Here is an 18,144-nt window from a genome sequence, read left to right on the forward strand (position 1 = left end):
TCCCATGATCGGAATCGATAGAGACAGCGGGGCCACGGTCGACGACTGGCTGCAATTCGTGCAGCGCGCGACCCGGGCCCTGACCACGCCGCTGGGCACCCGGCAAAAACGGCCTTTGTACGGTTCGCTGATCCCCACGCTGCTGGGGCAGAACCTGGGCGACGACATCCTGTTACTCGCCCAGAGCCACGCGGCCCAGGCGTTCTACAACCCGCAAAACGGCATCGGCGATTTCCAGCCCGGCGTGATCGTCGCCACCCGACAGGGCGCCGGTTTGCTGCTGCGTTTCGCCGGCACCTGGAAAAACCGCCAACAGACTTTCGAGGTCGTGACATGAGCATGTTGATCCCCGGCCAGAATCAGTTGGCCGAACCCTCCTTGATCAAGGTCGATGCCTTCGAGGATCTGCTCGCCGAGTTCAAGACCTTCGTGGTCGAGTACGTCGGCGCACGTTCGCCGCAGAGCGCGGAAAAGCTCAAGACCAGCCTGGAAAACGAAAGCGAACTGCTGACCTTGGCTCTGGAGGCCTTTTGCGTTCGCCTGCAAACCCACGAACGCAAATACAACGCCCGGATCAAGCAGATGCTGGCGTGGTGGGCCACCGGCAGCAACCTTGATGCGCGGCTGGCGGACATGGGCCTGGAGCGACAGTTGCTCGATCCGGGTGACCCGGCGGCATTCCCGCCGGTGCCAGCGATCTACGAGAGCGATGATGACGCCCGGCTGCGCTATTACCTGGCGCCCCATGCGCCGGCGGCGGGTTCGCGGATGCAGTATCGTCGCGAGGTGTTCACCCTCGGCGAACGGCCGGCGGTGAAAGTCGAATCCACCGATGCGGGTGTCGTGAACGTCACTTACACCTTCGCCCCGGATGGCCTCGCCGCGCAGGTCAAGGATGGCAATGGTCGCCGCACCGCGCCCGGCGAAGTGCAAGTTACCGTGCTTGCCCGCGAGGGCGACGGTACACCGTCCCCGACGCTGCTCGAAGGTGTACGCCAACACTTTGCCCGGCCCGATGTTTGTCCGGAGACGGACAAGGTCACAGTCAAAGGCGCAGAGATTCAGCGCTACACAATCCGCGTCGTGGCAAAGATCAATTCGGGCCCGGATTCGGGTCTGACCAAGGTCGCCGCGCAGCAGCATTTGCAGGCCTACGCCGACAGTTGCCATCGCCTGGAAGGCCGGGTCGATCCGAGCTGGATCGACTACACGCTGCACAGCGCCGGCGCCGTGCAATTGCAGATTCTTGAACCGCTGACGCCCATCGTCTGCAGCGCATTTCAAGCGCCGTACTGCACGGCGGTCGAAGTCGAGGTGCAGACGCTATGACCGATCAGACACCGCGTCCGACCCTGCTGCCAGCCAACAGCTCGGCGCTGGAACGGGCCCTCGACATCGGCTTCGGCGCATTGCTTGATCGCGTCGCGCCGCCGTTTCCCGAACTGATGAATCCGGCCTCGACACCCGTTGCGTTCCTGCCGTATCTCGCAGCGGATCGCGGGGTGGCCGAATGGAGCACCGACGCACCGGAAGCGGAAAAGCGCCTGACCGTCGAACTGGCCTGGCCCACCGCGCGCCAGGCCGGCACTCGCAAGGCGCTGGAGAACGCCGCCAAGGGGTTGCAGCTCAGGCCGGAAATCCGCGCCTGGTACGAGCAGACACCGCCCGGCGAGCCTTACAGCTTTTCCGTGCGAGCCTTCAGCGAACAACCCTACAGCGAAGAAATCGACACCCGTCTCGACCGACGCCTGGCTGATGCCAAGAGCGAGCGGGACGTGCTGTCGGTGTCGGTCGGCCTCAGCGCCTTCGGCAATCACGTCATCGGCGCCGCGACCTTCTGCGGTGAGCTGACCACGGTTTATCCGGTGTTCCTCGAAGGGCTCGAGACATCTGGCGAGGCCTTCATGGCGGCTGCGCTGTACACCGTCGAAACATCCACTATTTATCCTCAGGGGGCCTGAATGGCTGACTATTACACCCTGCTCACCAACGCAGGGATTGCCTACGAAACCGCCTGCAAGGCAGCGGGCGTACCGATCAAGTTGACGCAGATTTCCGTCGGCGACGGCGGCGGCGCGGTCTACAACCCGGCCGCGACGGCTACTGCGCTGAAACGCGAAGTCTGGCGCGGACCGCTCAACGCGCTGTTCCAGGACGAGAAGAATCCGAGCTGGCTGCTCGCCGAAGTGACCATCCCGCCGGACGTCGGTGGCTGGTATGTGCGTGAAGCGGGTCTGTGGACCGACACCGGCATTCTCTATGCCATCGTCAAATATCCGGAATCGTTCAAACCGGTGCTGGCCACGTCCGGCTCGGGCAAAGAGTTCTACATCCGCTCGATTTTCGAGACCAGCAATGCCTCGCTGGTGACGCTGCTGATCGATGACACGGTGGTCAAGGCCACACGTGCGTGGGTCATGAGCTACCTCGCCGAAGAACTCGGCAAACTCGACGGCAAACAGTCGGTACGTGTCGCCGCCACCGCCAACGTGGTGTTGAACGGTGCGCAGCAGATCGACGGCGTGGCGGTGATTGCCGGCGACCGTGTGCTGCTGCCGAACCAGACCCTGGCCAAGGACAACGGTCTGTGGATCGTGACCAACGGCGAATGGGTTCGGGCCAACGATGCCAACATCAGCGCCAAGGTCACACCAGGCCTGACGGTGATGGTGGAAGAGGGCACGCTCAACGGCGATTCGCTGTGGCACCTGACCACCAATGCGCCGATCACTCTTGGCACTACTGCACTGACATTCAAGATGCTGGCAGGGCGCACCGGGATTGCTGCCGGGACTTACAAAAGTCTGAGCGTCGACGAATATGGCCGCGCGACAGCCGGGTCGAATCCCGACACGCTGGCCGGTTTTGGCATCAAGGACTCATACACCAAGGCTGAAGTCGAAGCGCTGATTGCCAAGGCGTCCGCTTTGCCGGTGGGTTCGATTGTGGCGTTCCCTGTCGATACGCCGCCACCGGGTTTCCTGGAGCTGGATAACAGCGTCAAGAGCAGCGCGACTTACCCTGACTTGAGCGCCTATCTGGGCGGCAAGTTCAACAAGGGGGATGAGGGTGTCGGGAATTTCCGCTTGCCTGAGACGCGTGGGGAGTTTTTGCGCGGTTGGGATCATGGGCGTGGGGTGGATGGCGGACGTGCTCAAGGAAGTTCTCAGACGGATAGTCTGAAGGCTCACTACCATTTCCTTCCGACAGGCTCGGGAGGTGGACAGGCCGTTGACCCGAACGGAGAGATTCCGACAGTAGTGTTGAAGGATACGGCTGCTGACTGGGTATTGCGTACGGAAGGTGACAATGCTGAGCTGAGTATCGGTCGTGTAAGAACCTATAACTTCGGCGCCGCTACAGAAACCCGCCCCCGCAACATCGCCGTCATGTGGTGCATCAAGGCCTGGAACGCTCCGGTCAATCAGGGAAACATCGACGTCGCCGCCCTGACCGCCGAACTGGAGAAAATGAAATCGGCGGTACCGGTGGGCGCCCTGATGCCGTTCCCAGCTGGCGTGGTGCCGCCTGGCTATCTGGAAGCGGACGGCAGCCTGTTTCAGGATGCGCTCTATCCACACCTTGCCGCTTACCTGAACAAGAAATTCAACATTGCCGGTGACGACGCGAGCTATACGCGGCTACCGGATACGCGTGGTGAGTTCTTGCGTGGCTGGGACCATGGGCGAGGTGTCGATGCGGGTCGAGCATTGGGCAGCTATCAACTTGATGCGCTGCAAAACATTACAGGGTCTATGACGGCCAGTAATGGTGTGCAACTCGCTGGCGGCGCATATGGAGCTTTCAATATCCAGACCAACGGCGCGGTTTCTCTGCCGGGTGGTGGGGCGACAAACGCGCCCATCTCGATGGTCTTTGACGCATCAAGAGTCGCGCGAACTTCAACCGAAACTCGGCCGCACAACTTGGCGGTGATGTGGTGCATCAAGGCCTGGAACACACCGGTTAACCAAGGAACGATTGATATCGCCGCGCTTGAGCAGCGGGTGATTAAAAACGAGTTTGGACGCCTTCTGAATATTCAGAAATTCACGGAAAACGGCACCTACATTCCGACGCCGGGGATGAAGAAGGTGAGGATTCGAATTGTGGGCGCTGGTGCAGGATCTGGCGGTGCGTCTGCTACGGCAGCTGGCCAAGTCTCGGCGTCTGGTGGTGGCGCGGCTGGTGGCTATGCGGAAGCGTTACTTACGGCAGCGGACATTGGCGCGAGTCAGTCGGTAATCGTAGGGCTCGGCGGGATCGCTGGAACGGCTTCAGGCACAACAGGAACCAGTGGCGGTACAGGCGGCGCCACCTCGGTGGGGGCACTGTTGTCTGCCCCGGGCGGTCTGGGGTCAATCTTTTCTATTGCTGTATCGACGGTAGGTTATGCCTTGTACGTGGGCGGCTATCCGGGGGCGCCATCCTCTGGAGGCAATTTACTCAACATGCCTGGTGCGCCTGGATATCCCGGTATATCCGTCAATGGGTCGACTCTGGCTGGTCATGGCGGTAGCGGACCACTTGGTGCAGGGGGAAGTGGGTACGGTATCGGCGCTTCGATTCAGAACGGTACGGGATACGGGGGCGGTGGTGGTGGTGTGGCCAACGGCCCATCTATGGCAGCGCGCAACGGCGCACCGGGCGCTGGCGGTGTTGTGATTTTCGAGGAATACGCCTGATGAAAAAATACGCCCTTCTTTACATGGGTAAGGCCGTTCAGTTGTTCGAAACCGACGGCGACATAAAGACGATGTTTCACCCGGATATGAATTGGATCGAATGCCCCGGCGAGGTCGAAGAGGGTTGGCTGTACGACGGCGAGCGTTTTGCGCCAGAAGGCGTTCCGGTGGTCTCGCTGGATGAACTCAAGGCCGCTGTGGCGGCTGAGCGCTTCGCTCGGGAGGGCGTCGGCATTGTCGTCGGCAGCCTGCAAATCGAGACAACCCGCGACAGCCAGGCGCTGATCGCAAGCATGGGGCTCTCAGCCATTTTCGATCCTGAATACCGCTGCAATTTCAAAACAACGAAAGGATTCGTCGAGATTGGCGCTGCGCAAATCATCGATATTGCGAAGGCAGTACGGGCGCACGTCCAGGCTTGCTTTGACCGGGAGCTGACGTTGTTACGCGCAATCGAGACAGGCGAGTACCACGACGAAATGCTTACCGAGGGTTGGCCGGACTCATCGTCTGCCGATACCGCAGATCTCAAATAAACGCCCCGCATCCCGGGGCGTTTTCTTTCCCCCAAAAAACACTCAACACCCACCAAGCCCCCACCCAACGAGGGGCTTTCCCGTTTATGGAGAAACGAAAAATGGCAACCCGCCAAACCTACACCGTGCTCGTTCCATTCCCCACCGGCGGTGGGCACTGGTCGAGCGTCGGCCAGGAACTCGATCTGCTCGATGTCGAGGCCAGTGCGCTGCACAGCGCCGGTCGACTGGAGCTGAAAACAACTACCACCAAGGCCGTGAAGGCCGCTGCCAAGAAGGCTGACTGACTATGGCTGAGGTTCTGAACTTCGAGCACAACGGCATTACCGTCAATGCCACCGAATCCCCCGAGGCCATGGGTGGCCTGGGTGACAACGTTATCGGTCTGGTCGGCACCGCGCCGAAAGCCGATCCGCTGATTCCGCGCAACGCACCGTTTCGCATCAACAGCTTCACCACCCACGCGCTGCTCGATCCGACAGGTTCGGAAGAGGGCACCCTGTACCACGCCGTTTACCAGATCCTCAAAGTGGTCAAGGTGCCGGTCTACGTGGTGATCGTCGAAGCGGGCGCGACTCCGGCCGATACCGTTAACGCCGTGATCGGCGGTGTTGAGCCGGCGACCGGCCGCAAGCTCGGTCTGGCGGCACTGGGCAGTGTCCCGGAAGACCTGACCATCATCGGCGCACCGGGCTTCACCGGCACCAAGGCGGTGGCCAGCGAGTTCGCCTCGTTCGGCAAACGCATCAAGGCCCGTGTGGTGCTGGACGGCAAGGACGTCTCGGTCGCCGATCAGGTGCTGTACAGCCAGGAACTGGGCGGTGCCGACCTCGGTTTCGACCGTTGCCTGGTGGTGCACAACATGCCGGCCGTGTACTCGAAAGCCGCGAAGAAAAACGTATTCCTCGCGCCATCCAGCCTGGCGATCGCCGCGCTGGCCAAGGTCAAGCAATGGGAAAGCCCGGGCAACCAGGTGACCTACGCCGAAGACGTGTCGCGGGTCGTTGAGTACAACATCCTCGACACCTCCACCGAAGGCGATCTGCTCAACCGCTACGGCGTCAGCTATTACGCCCGCACCATCCTTGGCGGCTTCTCGCTGCTGGGCAACCGCTCGATCACCGGCAAGTTCATCAGCTACGTCGGTCTGGAGGACGCCATTAGCCGCAAGCTGGTGAAGGCCGGCCAGAAAGCCATGGCCAAGAACCTGACCAAGTCGTTCATGGATCAGGAAGTCAAACGCATCAACGACTGGCTGCAGACCCTGGTCGCCGACGAAACCATTCCCGGCGGCAGCGTGTATCTGCACCCGGAACTCAACAGCGTCGAGAAGTACAAGAACGGCACCTGGTACGTGGTCATCGACTACGGCCGCTACGCGCCGAACGAACACATGGTTTATCAACTCAACGCCCGCGATGAAATCATCGAGCAGTTCCTGGAGGACGTTCTCTAATGTTTACCAACCGCGTAAGACAGGCCATCGCGGCCACCCTGCAAGGCCTGCCGCTGTCGGCGACCGTGGAGGAATTCACTCCGCCGAAGATCGATTTCGACATGGAAAACATGACGGGCGGGCGCTTCATCGTCGAGGAAATGGCCAAGAGTGCCAAGCCGCTGAATGCTCAGATCAAACTGCAGGGCACGGGCGCAGAAGTGTTGCTCGCCATGGGTGTGAAACTGGGCGACGACATTCTGCTGAACGTGCGTGAAGCCGGTCAGGATCAGGACGGCAATACCTGGTTCACGTATCACACCATCGGCGGCAAGCTCAAAACCATGGGTGAAGACGCAATCAAGATGGGCGGCAAAGCCCTGACGACGCTGGACTTCTCCTGCCGCACCTACAACCGCCTGGAAAACGGCGTGCCGGTGATCGACATCGACGTGCGCACCCAGAAGTTCGTGCTCAACGGCGTCGATATCCTCGGTGATGCCCGTCGTGCGGTGCTGATGCCGTAAGCCTCGGCCGGAAAAGCAAGACCCAACCCTGTGGGAGCGAGCCTGCTCGCGATGAAGCCATCACATTCAACATCAATGTTGACTGACCCGCCGCCATCGCCAGCAGGCTGGCTCCCACAGGTTGTACCCAAGAATCACCAAGGAATTCCTTTCATGTCGTGGATGCCACCCAAGCATGACCTGTTGTCGCCGATTACCGGTGACGACGGCTCGCAGATCGAATCGATCCAGCTCAAGCCGCTGTTCTACGCCGCCCAGAAAGAAGCACTGGAACGCGCCGGCGACGACGAAGACGACCAGTTCTTCGAACTGGCGCTGCTGGCCACCGGCTTGTCAGTCAAGGAACTCGACCAGCTCAAGCGCCCGGACTACGTGACCATCGCGCAGTACGTGCACGAATTCTCGACCCGTCCGGCATCGTTCTTTCTCGAACAGGTCGAAGACGCGGAAAAATCCGACGATCCCGACCAGGTGCAACTGCTGCAACCGCTCGCCGTCACCGGTCGCACCGTGACCTCGCTGAGCCTGGAAATGCCGGCGCTGCGGGCCACCAAAGTGATGAAGAAACTGAAAACGGCCAAGGAACGCGCCGAGTTCATCACCGCCCATTGCACCGGCCTGATGATCCCCGATCTGGCCCTGTTGAGCGTGCCGGACTGGACGCAATTGCAGGTGCGCATCGACGATTTTTTAAACCAGCCGGCGGCCTTCTTTCAGAACGCGACATCGAAGTAATCCTCGATATCGTGCCGCTCATTTACCCGGTAAGTGAGGCGGAAATTCTGGAGTGGGACGCCGAAAAGGCGTTGCGCCGCTACGACATAGCGATCACTCGCCTTGGCGTGAAACAGGAGTAGAGCGGCATGGCAGATAGCAAATATGCGCTCGTGAATGCCAGTGACACCGCAGGCGAAACGTTCGGCAATGTCGGCCTGAGCACAGCAGCGGTGAGGGCAGGCGCTGGGCAATTTGCGGTGGATCAGAACAGCGGCCTCCGCCAGGCGCTGCTCACGGCAAGCAGCAAAATCGTTTTGCTGACAACGGCAATTGATGCATTGAGCGTGACGCTGTCCGCTCTGCGTTCGTTGTCGCAGACAGCGAATGCCGGAGCGAAGAGTGAGCCGTCCGGCGGGCAGAAAACGCCGGAAAAATCCTCTGGAGGCGCTGAACTTCCCGAGACACGCAAGTCGGCTATGGCTATGGATTCGGCCGCCGCGGCTCTCAGCAGTGTGGCGCAGCTTTCCCGCGATGACGGGAAGGACATGGCACTGTCGAGCCTGAAAATGGCCAGTGCGACATTGGTGGCCGCAGGAGGTACTACCGGGGTCGAACTGGTCAAGATGGAAGCGCTGGCCGCCAAAGCGGGAATCGGCAGCCAGACGGCCAATGTTGCGGACAGAAAACGGGAGTTGCTGACCTTTGCCAGCGACGCGGCGATTACCGCATCAGCGTTCAAGGTCACGGGCCTGGAAGCGGGCGAGATGATGAAGGTCTGGCGCACCTCGATGAAGCTTGATCGAGATCAATCCCTGGATCTGGCGGATGCGGTCAACCATCTTGGCAAGATGCCCGGAGATGTCCAGGCGGCTGATATCGGTTCTGTTCTGCAGCAGTCGGGCGAGGCGGCGGTCACCGCAGGTTTGCAACCTGAACAGGCGGCAGCACTGACAGCAGCGTTGCTTAACAGTGGCACGAAAAAAGACGATGCCGGCAATGCGCTGAAGAACATTTCCGATGCACTGGGTAAGGGTGATCAAGCGTCCACTACCGAAAGGGGCGCCTGGGAGCAACTGGGGCTGGATCCAAAGGCAGTGGCCGAAGCCATGCGTGATCCTGATAAGCAAAATGCCCAAGGCGCCGTTCTATCGGTGCTTGCGGCGCTGAATGCCAGACCGGTGGAACAGCGCTCGACATTGGCCCGGACCTTGTTCGCGGACAGTGGAGAGGCCGCGTTGTCGCTGTCCCAGGACCTGGGCAAGGTGAATGAAGCCTTTTACCTCGTGAGCGACAAAAGCCAATACGCGACATCGAAGCTGGGTGATAAAAGCTCGGTAAGAGAGTCTGCACAGGCACTTGCCGATACTCAGCAGGGGCAGTGGAACATCAGGAATGCCCGTGAGGAACGTTTGGCGGTCGCCAAAGGCAATGCACTGGCGCCGGATATCGAAACGCCCGGTGAGAGCCATTCGATAGACAGGCTGAGCGATCTGGCCGAAACCTACCCGAAAGCCACGGGTGCTGTTCTGACGGCGACGGCCTGGATTAAACCGGTGTTCGACGCCGTGACCGATGCGGTGGTCGGGGAGCTGAAAGATCGTGTCGGCAAAGGGATCGTGGATAGAGCCGCCCGTTATCTTCCCGGTCGTTCAAGGGTCGGTTTGTCCGCAGCAACCTCTGCGACTGCCGTGGCTGAATCTCAGGGCCTGGCTCTGACCGGTCGCAGTGCCAGCGCTGGCAACGGTCTGAAAATACTCGAACAGACTGCAAGGGTTGCTACACCGCGGCTGGAGCCTGTGCTTGCATCGGTGCAGCCGGCCTCGCGCTGGATGCCTTGGCAGGCGAAGGCGGCGATTGGGGCTTCGCTTGTCGCCGAAGGTATTGCCAGCGGTGACAAACAACAGATTGGCAAAGGACTCGGTGCCGCCGGTGGTGCGTGGGCCGGCGCAGTCGCCGGCAGCTCGATCGGCGCCTCCATAGGAAGTGTGGGACTGGCGCCGGGCATGGCACTTGGCGGTCTGATTGGTGGACTGGTCGGGGGATGGCTGGGCGCTGAAGGAGGAGGTTTTTTGGGTGAGAAACTGACGACCACCGCGCCGGACAAACTCGCCCCGCCGGCCGAAGTCGCTAAAGACCTGGCGGGTGCACAGACGCAGAACCAGCAGGTTTCCTTCTCTCCGACGATCCAGGTCACCTGTCCTGCGCCCGACACGGCCCAGCAAATTCATTCGATCATCGAGCAACAGCTGTCCGGCCAGTTTCATGGCCAATTCATGCCGCTGCTAATGGGCGGTAACCCACTCGGGACGCGCCGCGATGCAGCCCTGACTGACGGAGCCGGTACATGAAACAACAAATGGCACTGGGCAGTTTCATCTTCGGTTTGTCCCGGGATTTTGCGTACAGCACGCTGTCGCGAAAATCCGAGGGTGGCTGGACCGAGTTGCAGATCCTCAACAGCAAACCCAGATCCCATCAGACAGGGCAGAAGCCTGAAACCCTGACCATCTCCGGCACCTCGATGTACGCCGTGGGGATGGAACGGCTCGATGAACTGCGTGCGCTGCAAGCACTGCGTGCACCGTTGCCGTTGATTGACGGCATCGGCCGCAACTGGGGTTTGTGGCGGATCAACAGCATCGACGAAAACCAGAGCGAGGTCATCGATGACGGCACCGCGATGGTGATCAAGTGGGTCATCGGATTGTCGGAGTTCAACAATGCGTAAGGTACGAAGCGTGGCCGGTGACTCGCTGAATCTGTTGCTCTACCGCGAAACCGGTCGCAGCGATGACAGCGCCGAAGAAACCCTCTGGAAACTCAACCCGACCCTGGCCGAGCACGGCCCGATCCTGCCGGCAGGTGTCTGGGTGACGCTGCCGGAACTCGACAGCAGACCGGCCGCAATCAAACCGGTTCTGGCCTGGGATTAAGGAGGCTGCATGGCACAGGGATTTACGCCGGCGATTGAAATCTACGGCGCCAACAAGGACCTGCTCAACCAGCGCCTGATCAGTTGGGAACACATCGATGCCGCTGGAATGGAGTCCGATCAACTGACGCTGGTGCTCGATCTGGAAGGCCTTGAAGGCTTGCCGACCCTGGGCGGAACCATCGGCCTGCGAGTGGGCTATCTGGAGACCGGACTGGTGGAAAAAGGCCAGTTCAAGGTGACCCGACTGACGCCGACGCTGTTCCCGCTGCGCCTGACGCTGGTCGCGACCGCCGCGCCTTTCAGCGGCAAGGACGACACCGGATTCAAGGAACGGCGCACGGCCAGTCATGGCCCTATAACCCTTGGCGGACTGTTTCGCGAGCTGGTCTCGAGACACGGATTCTCGCCGCGTGTGGATCCCGAACTGGCGCTGATCAGGATCGCCCATGTCGACCAGTCGAACGAAACCGACATGAGCTTCATCACACGCCTGGCGAAAAAGTACGACGCGGTGGCCAAACCGTTCAACGACCTTTACGTACTGGCGAAACCGGCACAGCTCAAAAACCTGTCGGGCCAGGTCATACCGGACGTCAGGCTGTCGGTCACCCACAACAATCGACCGGGCGATCACGCCTTCATCAGCGCCACGCTGGAAGAGACTGCCCGCACCCAGAATCAGGGTTGCAAAACCTCATTCTGGGACGGTGCTCTCGGCAAGCTGCGGGAGGTGATCACCGGTTCCGAACCCTACAAGGTCATTCGCCAGAAACTGGCCAGCGAAGAAGAAGCCAAAGCCATCGGCGAGGCCGAAGTGCGCAAGATGCTGCGCGAGAAATACAAGCTGAAGGTCACCTGCCCGGGCGATCCACTGCTGGCAGCCGAAGGTCTGCTGGTACTCGACGATACCTGGCCGGACTTCATGCGCGGTCGCTGGTCGATTGAAAAGGTCACGGCCAGCGGCAAGCGCGAGGAAAGCTATCGCTGCCTGATCGAAGCGACCGGCCGGGATCCCGAGGCAAAAGCCAAGGACTGATCCCCCGGTCTCACCGCCACACCTCTCTGTGGTCATTCACAAAACCTGGAACGCTCCCCATGAAGATCTCCCCGATCCTCACGCAGCTGCGTGCGCAATGCCCAAGCCTTGCCGGCCATATCGCGACAGGTGTCGACCTGGCGCTATTGCAAGGCGACCCGAATCTGCCGATGCCCTCGGCCCATGTTTCACCGCTGGCCGACGTAGCCAGCGCCAGCACCGCACAGAACTCCTACAGCCAACCGATCCGTGACCGCTTCGAAATCATCCTGGCACTCGATGCCACGGACGCCACAAAAGCGCTGGATCTGTTGCACGACCTGCGCGCCGAACTGTGGCGTGCGCTGGTGGGTTTCAAACCCGATTCCAACTACAGCGCCATCGTTTACGACGGCGGCGAAACGGTCTCGATCAACAGCAGCCGCGCGTTCTACCGGCTGCGCTTTTTTGCCGAGTTCCAGCTGGGCCGCAATCTGCCAAGTCAGCCTGCGGAGAGTTGGCACGAACGCGAACTGGACGGTTTGTCGTCCTTTACCGGGGCCACCGTGCGGGTCGATGCGATCGACCCGGCCGACCCCAACCTGAAACGCCCGGGCCCTGACGGGCGCGTGGAAATGACTTTCTCTGGAGACGTAACCCCATGAGCAACCGCATCACCGTAGTGCCGGCCCCTGGCCGTGCCGTGCCGGACCCGGAAGCCGGCGACCTGCTGCCACTGGAAGGCCGTGAAGTGCTGGACAGCGCCTGGTGGCGCCGGCGTCTGGCCGACGGCGATATCACCCTCAAAACCGCAACAGCCAAACAAAAGGGAGCCAAATAATGGCGATCGGATTCAGCAACATCCCTGCGGACATTCGTGTACCGCTGTTCTATGCCGAAATGGACAACTCGGCCGCCAATAGCGCGTCCTCGTCCATGCGCCGCCTGATCGTGGCGCAGGTCAACGACAACATCGCTCCGAGCGAAGTCGGCAAACTGGTGCTGGTCTCCAGCGTGGCGCTGGCCAAGAGCATTGGCGGCCAGGGCTCGATGCTCGCGTCGATGTACGAGACCTTCCGCAAGGCCGACCCGATCGGTGAGATCTGGTGCCTGCCCCTGCACAACGCCACCGGCGCCATCGCCAAAGGCGTATTGACCCTGACCGGCACCGCGACTCAGGCCGGCGTGCTCAACCTGTATGTCGGCGGCGTTCGCGTCCAGGCCACCGTGGTCAACGGTGCCACCGCTGCCCAGGCGGCCACCGCCCTGGCACAGAAAATCAACGCCACCGCCGATCTGCCGGTGAGCGCTGCGGCCGCTGAAGGCGTCGTCACTCTGAACGCCAAATGGACCGGCGAGAGCGGCAACGACATCAGCCTGCAATTCAATCGCCTGGGCAAGAGCAACGGCGAAGAAACCCCGGCCGGCCTGACCACCGCGATCACCGCCATGACCGGCGGCGTCGGTGTGCCTGACCAGGTTGAAGCGGTTGCGGCATTGGGCGACGAGCCATTCGAATTCATCGCGCTGCCATGGTCCGACCTGGCCACCCTCAACACCTGGCAAGCGGTGATGGATGACAGCACCGGTCGCTGGTCGTGGGCCAAGCAACTGTTCGGTCACGTCTACAGCGCCAAGCGCGGCACCGTCGGCACGCTGGTGGCAGCCGGTCAGGCACGCAACGACCAGCACATGACCATTCAGGCGCTGGAACCGGGCGTTCCGCAACCGGTGTGGGTACAAGCTGCAGCACTGGCCGCGCGCACTGCGGTGTTCATCTCCGCCGACGCCAGCCGTCCGACCCAAAGTGGCAGCCTGCCGGGCGTCGATCCGGCCCCGGCGAGCGAGCGCTTCACCCTGACCGAGCGTCAGTCGCTGCTCAACTACGGCATCGCCACCGCGTACTACGAAGGCGGCTACGTGCGCATCCAGCGCTCGATCACCACCTACCAGAAGAACGCTTACGGCCAGGCCGACAACTCGTACCTGGACAGCGAAACCATGCACCAGTCGGCGTTCATCGTGCGTCGTCTGCAAAGCGTGATCACCAGCAAGTACGGTCGCCACAAACTGGCTTCCGACGGCACCCGTTTCGGCGCCGGCCAGCCGATCGTCACCCCGGCGACCATTCGCGGCGAGCTGATCGCCCAGTACGCCAAGCTCGAACTCGAAGGCCACGTGGAAAACGCCGAGCTGTTCGCCGAGCACCTGATCGTCGAGCGCGACGTGCAGGACCCGAGCCGCGTGAACGTGCTGTTCCCGCCGGATTACATCAACGGTCTGCGCGTGTTCGCACTGCTCAACCAGTTCCGCCTGCAGTACGACGACGTCGCCTGATCGGCCCGTTTGACACTGTGATTTCAGCCCACCTTGCGTGGGCTTTTTATTTGAAGGGAGTAACACCATGGGTCAACTGATTGCAGGCACCTGCTACGTCAAGGTCGACGGTGCACAACTGACTATCAATGGCGGCTGCGAAGCCCCGCTGATGGCCGTCAAACGCGAAACCGTCGTGCCGGGTTTCTACAAGGAAACCGACATCGCGCCATCGTTCAAGGTGACCGCGCTGCACACCGCCGACTTCCCGTTGAAGAAGCTGATCGAAGGCACCGACATCACCGTCACCTGCGAATTCAGCAACGGCAAAGTCTACGTACTGGCCGGTGCCTACCTGGTCGAAGAGCCAGTCTCCAAAGGCGATGACGCCACCATCGAACTGAAATTCGAAGGCATCAAGGGGACCTGGCAATGAGCGGCGCCGTGAAGCTTCAGGTTGCGATCGAAGCTCACGGCGAGCCCCTGACCGAACTCGTCCTGCGCCGCCCGACGGTGCAGGAAGTGCGAGCGATCAAGGCGCTGCCGTACAAGATCGACAAGAGCGAAGAGGTCAGCCTCGACATGGACGTGGCGGCCAAATACATCGCCGTGTGCGCCGGCATTCCGCCGTCGTCGGTCAACCAGCTGGATCTGGCTGACCTCAACGCGCTGAGCTGGGCCGTTGCGAGTTTTTTCATGAGTGCGGCGTCGGAGCCATCACCGACCTGATTTCGGTCGCCTATGACCTGGCCTGGTTCTGGAAGGTTGACCCCGAACAGATGATGGCCAGGCCACTGGATGTGCTTCGCGAATCGCTGGAGCACGCGCAACGGATCAATGCGATGCAGCAGGTGCAGTGATGGCAGAAGAAACCAAAGCTAAAGCGTCGGTGCTGCTTACCGGCATCGACGAACTGTCACCCAAACTCGGCGCCCTGCGAGTGAAGGTCGATGACTTCAAGAAAAACCTCGAACAGACCGGCCTCGGCAAACTGGACATCAGCGGTCTGTTCAAGGGCGGCAGCGTGATTACGCCGTTCGTGGACGGCATCAAGTCGGCTGCGGCGTTTCAGGGCAAATTGACCGAGGTCAGCGAGACGGCGAAAACCGTCGACCTGCCGGACACTCCCAAAGCCGCCGCGCAGAACATGAACGTGTTCAGCGCATCCATGGAGAAGGTATCCGCTGCGGTGGACGCCGCACTGGTGCCGGCGGTGGGCGCATTGGTCGTCGGGCTGGAGCCGATGCTGACCCAGGTCGGCAGCCTGCTGGCCGACAACCCGAAACTGGTCGAAGGCCTGGCAGCGGGGGCGATTGCGTTTTCCGCCATGCAAACCGCCGTGACCGGCATGACCCAGGTGATGGACGTCATGAGCATGGTGCTCAAGACCAACCCGATCATGCTGATCGCCATGGGCATTGCCGTGGCGGCCGGTCTGATCGTGGCCAACTGGACACCGATTTCCGCGTTCTTCACCGGATTGTGGGAGGGCGTGAAAAACGCCGGAGCCAGTGCAATGGCGACGTTGCGCTCGGTGCTCGACTGGCGGCCGCTGGATGCACTGGCGGCGTTGTGGGAACCGGTCACCGGTTTCTTCTCGGGAATCTGGGACAAGGTCAAGGCTGTGACCGCGCCGGTGATCGACTTCTTCAAGTCGGTTTTCTCGTGGTCGCCCGCAGGCTTGATCCTGGAAAACTGGGGACCGTTGACCGGTCTGTTTTCGGCAATCTGGGAACTGCTCAAGGCCTTGAGTGTGCCGGTGATGGCGTTCCTCAGAAACCTGTTTGACTTCTCGCCAATGCAGATGATCGACAGTGCATGGGGCGGTGTGGTCCGGTTCTTCGAACCGATGTTCAGCAGCCTGCGAAAAGCCGCGCAACCGGCCAAAGAATTCCTGGTGTCGTTGTTCGACTTCTCGCCGATGCAGATGATCACAAGCGCTTGGGGCGGTGTTGTTGCGTACTTTCAGCCGGTGTGGACGACGCTGCAATCGGCCGTGCAAATCACCCGTGATACGCTGCGGGCACTGTTCGATTTTTTCCCGATGGAAATGATCACCAGCGCCTGGGGTGGTGTCGTCGGATTCTTCGAACCGATCTGGACGGCACTGCAAACGTCAGTGCAACAGGTCAAAGGCTTTTTCACCGGTCTGTTCGAGTGGTCGCCGCTGGAGCAGATTGCGCAGTACTGGCAGCCCATCGGTGAGGTTTTCTCGGCGCTGTGGGGTGTTGTGCTGGCGCTGTCCGCGCCGGTTGTGGATTTTTTGCACGGCCTGTTCGAATGGAAACCCCTGGATCAGATCATCGAGAGCTGGGGGCCGATTGTCGGGTGGTTCGGCGAGCTGTGGCAAAAGCTGCAAACCGTCATTGCACCGATCAAGGAACTGTTCGACGGTGGCTTCGCCGGGCTGATCGCCAAGGTCACCGGCAAGGTCGAAACCCTGACCGAAGCGCAACGCCAGACCAATGCCGAAGGCAAGGGCGAACTGGCGCCAGCGTTCTTCGGTGCCAGTGCGAAATCCGAGGGTGGCAGTGCGTTGCAGGGCGGTTCGTTGCCGCAATCCTCAGGCGCCCTGATCCAGCAAAGCGCCGCCAACAACCGCACGCAACTCGAAGGCGGCCTGACAGTACGCTTCGAAAACGCGCCGGCGGGGCTACGCACCGATCAACCGCAAACCAATCAACCGGGGCTGGCGCTCAGTTCGCGCATCGGCTATCGCTCGCTCTCCATGGGAGGTTCCAATGAACTGGCGTGACCGTTTGTTGCCGGCATCCTTTCGCGGTGTCGGTTTCTGGATCGACCAGGCGAAAACCCCGGTCGGTCGCAAAGGGCAGCTGCACGAATATCCGCAACGCGACCTGCCGTTTTTCGAGGACCTCGGCCAGCAGGCCAAGACCCACGACCTGACGGCGTTCATCATCGGTGCCGATTGCCTGGAGCAGCGCGACAAGCTGCTCCAGGCCCTGGAGCAGGGCAGCGGCGAACTGGTGCATCCTTGGCTGGGGCGCTTGCAGGTCAAGGTCGGCGAGTGCGACATGACCCACACCCGCCAGGACGGCGGGATGGTGACGTTCAGCCTGAAGTTCTACCCCGACCGGCCGCTGCCGTTTCCGACGGCGACGGTCAGCACGCAAAAAGTCCTGCTGATCAAGGCCGAAGGTTTACTCGGCTCGGCGGTGGCGCGTTTCGAACAGGCGATGACCCTGATCAAGGCCGCGCGGATCGGCATCGCCAATCTGCGCAACAGCCTCACCGGCGTGTACGACGTGATCAAGGAGCAGCTCAAACCGCTGATCGCGCAGTACAAGCAGATCACCGAGCTGGTCAGGGCCGTGAAGGAGCTGCCCAAGGAAGTGGCGGCGGAGTTCAAGGGGTTGCTCGGCGATATCAAGGAGCTGAAGGCATTCGCGAAGGAGGGCTACCGTGGCGTGATTGCCGACGTGTCCCAACAGATCGAAGCCATCCGCAAGGCCGACGCGCCGAAAATCACCACCGGCAAGGACACCAACGCCGCGGCGCAAGCGATGGCCAACCTGGTGCAGGACACGCTGATCGTCAAAGTGGCGCAGTGGGTGGCCTCGATGCCGGTGGCGTCGACGCCGGTGAAACTGACCTCGACACCTTCGCTGGACCAGCAATCGAAGCAGCCGGTCACGCGTCAGGAAGTGCCGGTCACCGACGATCTGCAAACGCTGCAAAAAGAGTTGAGCGAAGCGCTGCAAAAGGCCCAGGACAAGGCCGACCCCGCGCACTACCAGGCCATCGCCGATGTGAAGGAAGCGCTGATCGCGCACCTCAAGGCCGTGGCTTCATCCGGTGTGCGACTGGTCAGCAAAACCTTTCAGGAAACCTTTCCGGCAGTGGTCGTGGCCTACAAACAGTTTGGCGACGCCACCCGTGTGACCGAGGTCATTCAGCGCAACGGTCTGTCTCATCCGAGCTTCCCACCCAACGAAGTCAAAGTTTCCAGGGAGTAAG

The 18,144-nt window shown here is 61.2% G+C and carries 20 protein-coding genes; all 20 read left to right on the plus strand.

The features are described 5' to 3' along the window. Positions 1–4 precede the first annotated feature (4 nt). A complete protein-coding gene (locus PDR5_RS05810) occupies positions 5–337 on the plus strand; it encodes a hypothetical protein (protein WP_007954853.1) in 333 nt (110 codons plus the stop codon). Then, entirely contained in the window at positions 334–1,329 is a 996-nt protein-coding gene (locus PDR5_RS05815) for a baseplate J/gp47 family protein (protein WP_064593821.1), read from the plus strand. The genes PDR5_RS05810 and PDR5_RS05815 overlap by 4 nt, the downstream gene beginning before the upstream one ends. Continuing rightward, positions 1,326–1,961 (plus strand): phage tail protein I, encoded by a 636-nt coding sequence (locus tag PDR5_RS05820; protein WP_064593823.1) that lies wholly within the window; start codon positions 1,326–1,328, stop codon positions 1,959–1,961. Before PDR5_RS05815 ends, PDR5_RS05820 begins: the two co-directional genes overlap by 4 nt. Then, positions 1,962–4,685 carry a phage tail-collar fiber domain-containing protein gene (locus PDR5_RS05825; RefSeq protein ID WP_237233808.1) on the plus strand — a complete coding sequence of 908 codons (2,724 nt, stop codon included), beginning with the start codon at positions 1,962–1,964 and terminating at the stop codon, positions 4,683–4,685. Then, entirely contained in the window at positions 4,685–5,221 is a 537-nt protein-coding gene (locus PDR5_RS05830) for a DUF4376 domain-containing protein (RefSeq protein WP_082934365.1), read from the plus strand. Before PDR5_RS05825 ends, PDR5_RS05830 begins: the two co-directional genes overlap by 1 nt. A gap of 101 nt (positions 5,222–5,322) precedes the next feature. Further along, positions 5,323–5,508 carry a hypothetical protein gene (locus tag PDR5_RS05835; protein ID WP_064593825.1) on the plus strand — a complete coding sequence of 62 codons (186 nt, stop codon included), beginning with the start codon at positions 5,323–5,325 and terminating at the stop codon, positions 5,506–5,508. Between the two features lie 2 nt (positions 5,509–5,510). Continuing rightward, a complete protein-coding gene (locus PDR5_RS05840; protein ID WP_064379034.1) occupies positions 5,511–6,677 on the plus strand; it encodes a hypothetical protein in 1,167 nt (388 codons plus the stop codon). Continuing rightward, positions 6,677–7,183 (plus strand): phage major tail tube protein, encoded by a 507-nt coding sequence (locus tag PDR5_RS05845; protein ID WP_007964324.1) that lies wholly within the window; start codon positions 6,677–6,679, stop codon positions 7,181–7,183. The genes PDR5_RS05840 and PDR5_RS05845 overlap by 1 nt, the downstream gene beginning before the upstream one ends. A 153-nt stretch (positions 7,184–7,336) precedes the next feature. Beyond that, entirely contained in the window at positions 7,337–7,918 is a 582-nt protein-coding gene (locus PDR5_RS05850) for a phage tail assembly protein (RefSeq protein ID WP_064593827.1), read from the plus strand. Between the two features lie 128 nt (positions 7,919–8,046). Next, positions 8,047–10,248, plus strand: coding sequence for a phage tail tape measure protein (locus PDR5_RS05855; RefSeq protein WP_064593828.1), 2,202 nt, complete (start codon positions 8,047–8,049; stop codon positions 10,246–10,248). Then, positions 10,245–10,628: a phage tail protein gene (locus tag PDR5_RS05860; RefSeq protein ID WP_064379038.1), complete on the plus strand. Its 384-nt coding sequence runs from the start codon at positions 10,245–10,247 to the stop codon at positions 10,626–10,628. Before PDR5_RS05855 ends, PDR5_RS05860 begins: the two co-directional genes overlap by 4 nt. After that, on the plus strand, positions 10,621–10,833 hold the full coding sequence (locus PDR5_RS05865) for a tail protein X (RefSeq protein WP_064593830.1): 213 nt from the start codon (positions 10,621–10,623) through the stop codon (positions 10,831–10,833). Before PDR5_RS05860 ends, PDR5_RS05865 begins: the two co-directional genes overlap by 8 nt. A gap of 9 nt (positions 10,834–10,842) precedes the next feature. After that, positions 10,843–11,871 carry a hypothetical protein gene (locus tag PDR5_RS05870; protein WP_064593832.1) on the plus strand — a complete coding sequence of 343 codons (1,029 nt, stop codon included), beginning with the start codon at positions 10,843–10,845 and terminating at the stop codon, positions 11,869–11,871. Between the two features lie 59 nt (positions 11,872–11,930). Continuing rightward, positions 11,931–12,515 carry a phage tail terminator protein gene (locus PDR5_RS05875; protein ID WP_064593834.1) on the plus strand — a complete coding sequence of 195 codons (585 nt, stop codon included), beginning with the start codon at positions 11,931–11,933 and terminating at the stop codon, positions 12,513–12,515. Continuing rightward, the gene (locus PDR5_RS05880; RefSeq protein WP_039771254.1) at positions 12,512–12,691 is read left to right on the plus strand and encodes a DUF2635 domain-containing protein; all 180 of its coding nucleotides are present in this window, start codon (positions 12,512–12,514) and stop codon (positions 12,689–12,691) included. Before PDR5_RS05875 ends, PDR5_RS05880 begins: the two co-directional genes overlap by 4 nt. Then, positions 12,691–14,187 carry a phage tail sheath subtilisin-like domain-containing protein gene (locus tag PDR5_RS05885; protein WP_064593835.1) on the plus strand — a complete coding sequence of 499 codons (1,497 nt, stop codon included), beginning with the start codon at positions 12,691–12,693 and terminating at the stop codon, positions 14,185–14,187. The genes PDR5_RS05880 and PDR5_RS05885 overlap by 1 nt, the downstream gene beginning before the upstream one ends. Before the next feature lie 67 nt (positions 14,188–14,254). Next, positions 14,255–14,602: a phage tail tube protein gene (locus PDR5_RS05890; RefSeq protein WP_007908779.1), complete on the plus strand. Its 348-nt coding sequence runs from the start codon at positions 14,255–14,257 to the stop codon at positions 14,600–14,602. Further along, entirely contained in the window at positions 14,599–14,895 is a 297-nt protein-coding gene (locus PDR5_RS05895) for a phage tail assembly protein (protein ID WP_003222226.1), read from the plus strand. Before PDR5_RS05890 ends, PDR5_RS05895 begins: the two co-directional genes overlap by 4 nt. A 130-nt stretch (positions 14,896–15,025) precedes the next feature. Then, positions 15,026–16,921 (plus strand): phage tail protein, encoded by a 1,896-nt coding sequence (locus PDR5_RS05900; protein ID WP_156669309.1) that lies wholly within the window; start codon positions 15,026–15,028, stop codon positions 16,919–16,921. Beyond that, a complete protein-coding gene (locus tag PDR5_RS05905) occupies positions 16,908–18,143 on the plus strand; it encodes a DNA circularization protein (protein WP_064593837.1) in 1,236 nt (411 codons plus the stop codon). Before PDR5_RS05900 ends, PDR5_RS05905 begins: the two co-directional genes overlap by 14 nt. The last annotated feature ends 1 nt before the right edge of the window (position 18,144 follow it).

This window comes from Pseudomonas sp. DR 5-09 (assembly GCF_001655595.1).
Lineage (GTDB): Bacteria > Pseudomonadota > Gammaproteobacteria > Pseudomonadales > Pseudomonadaceae > Aquipseudomonas > Aquipseudomonas pharyngis.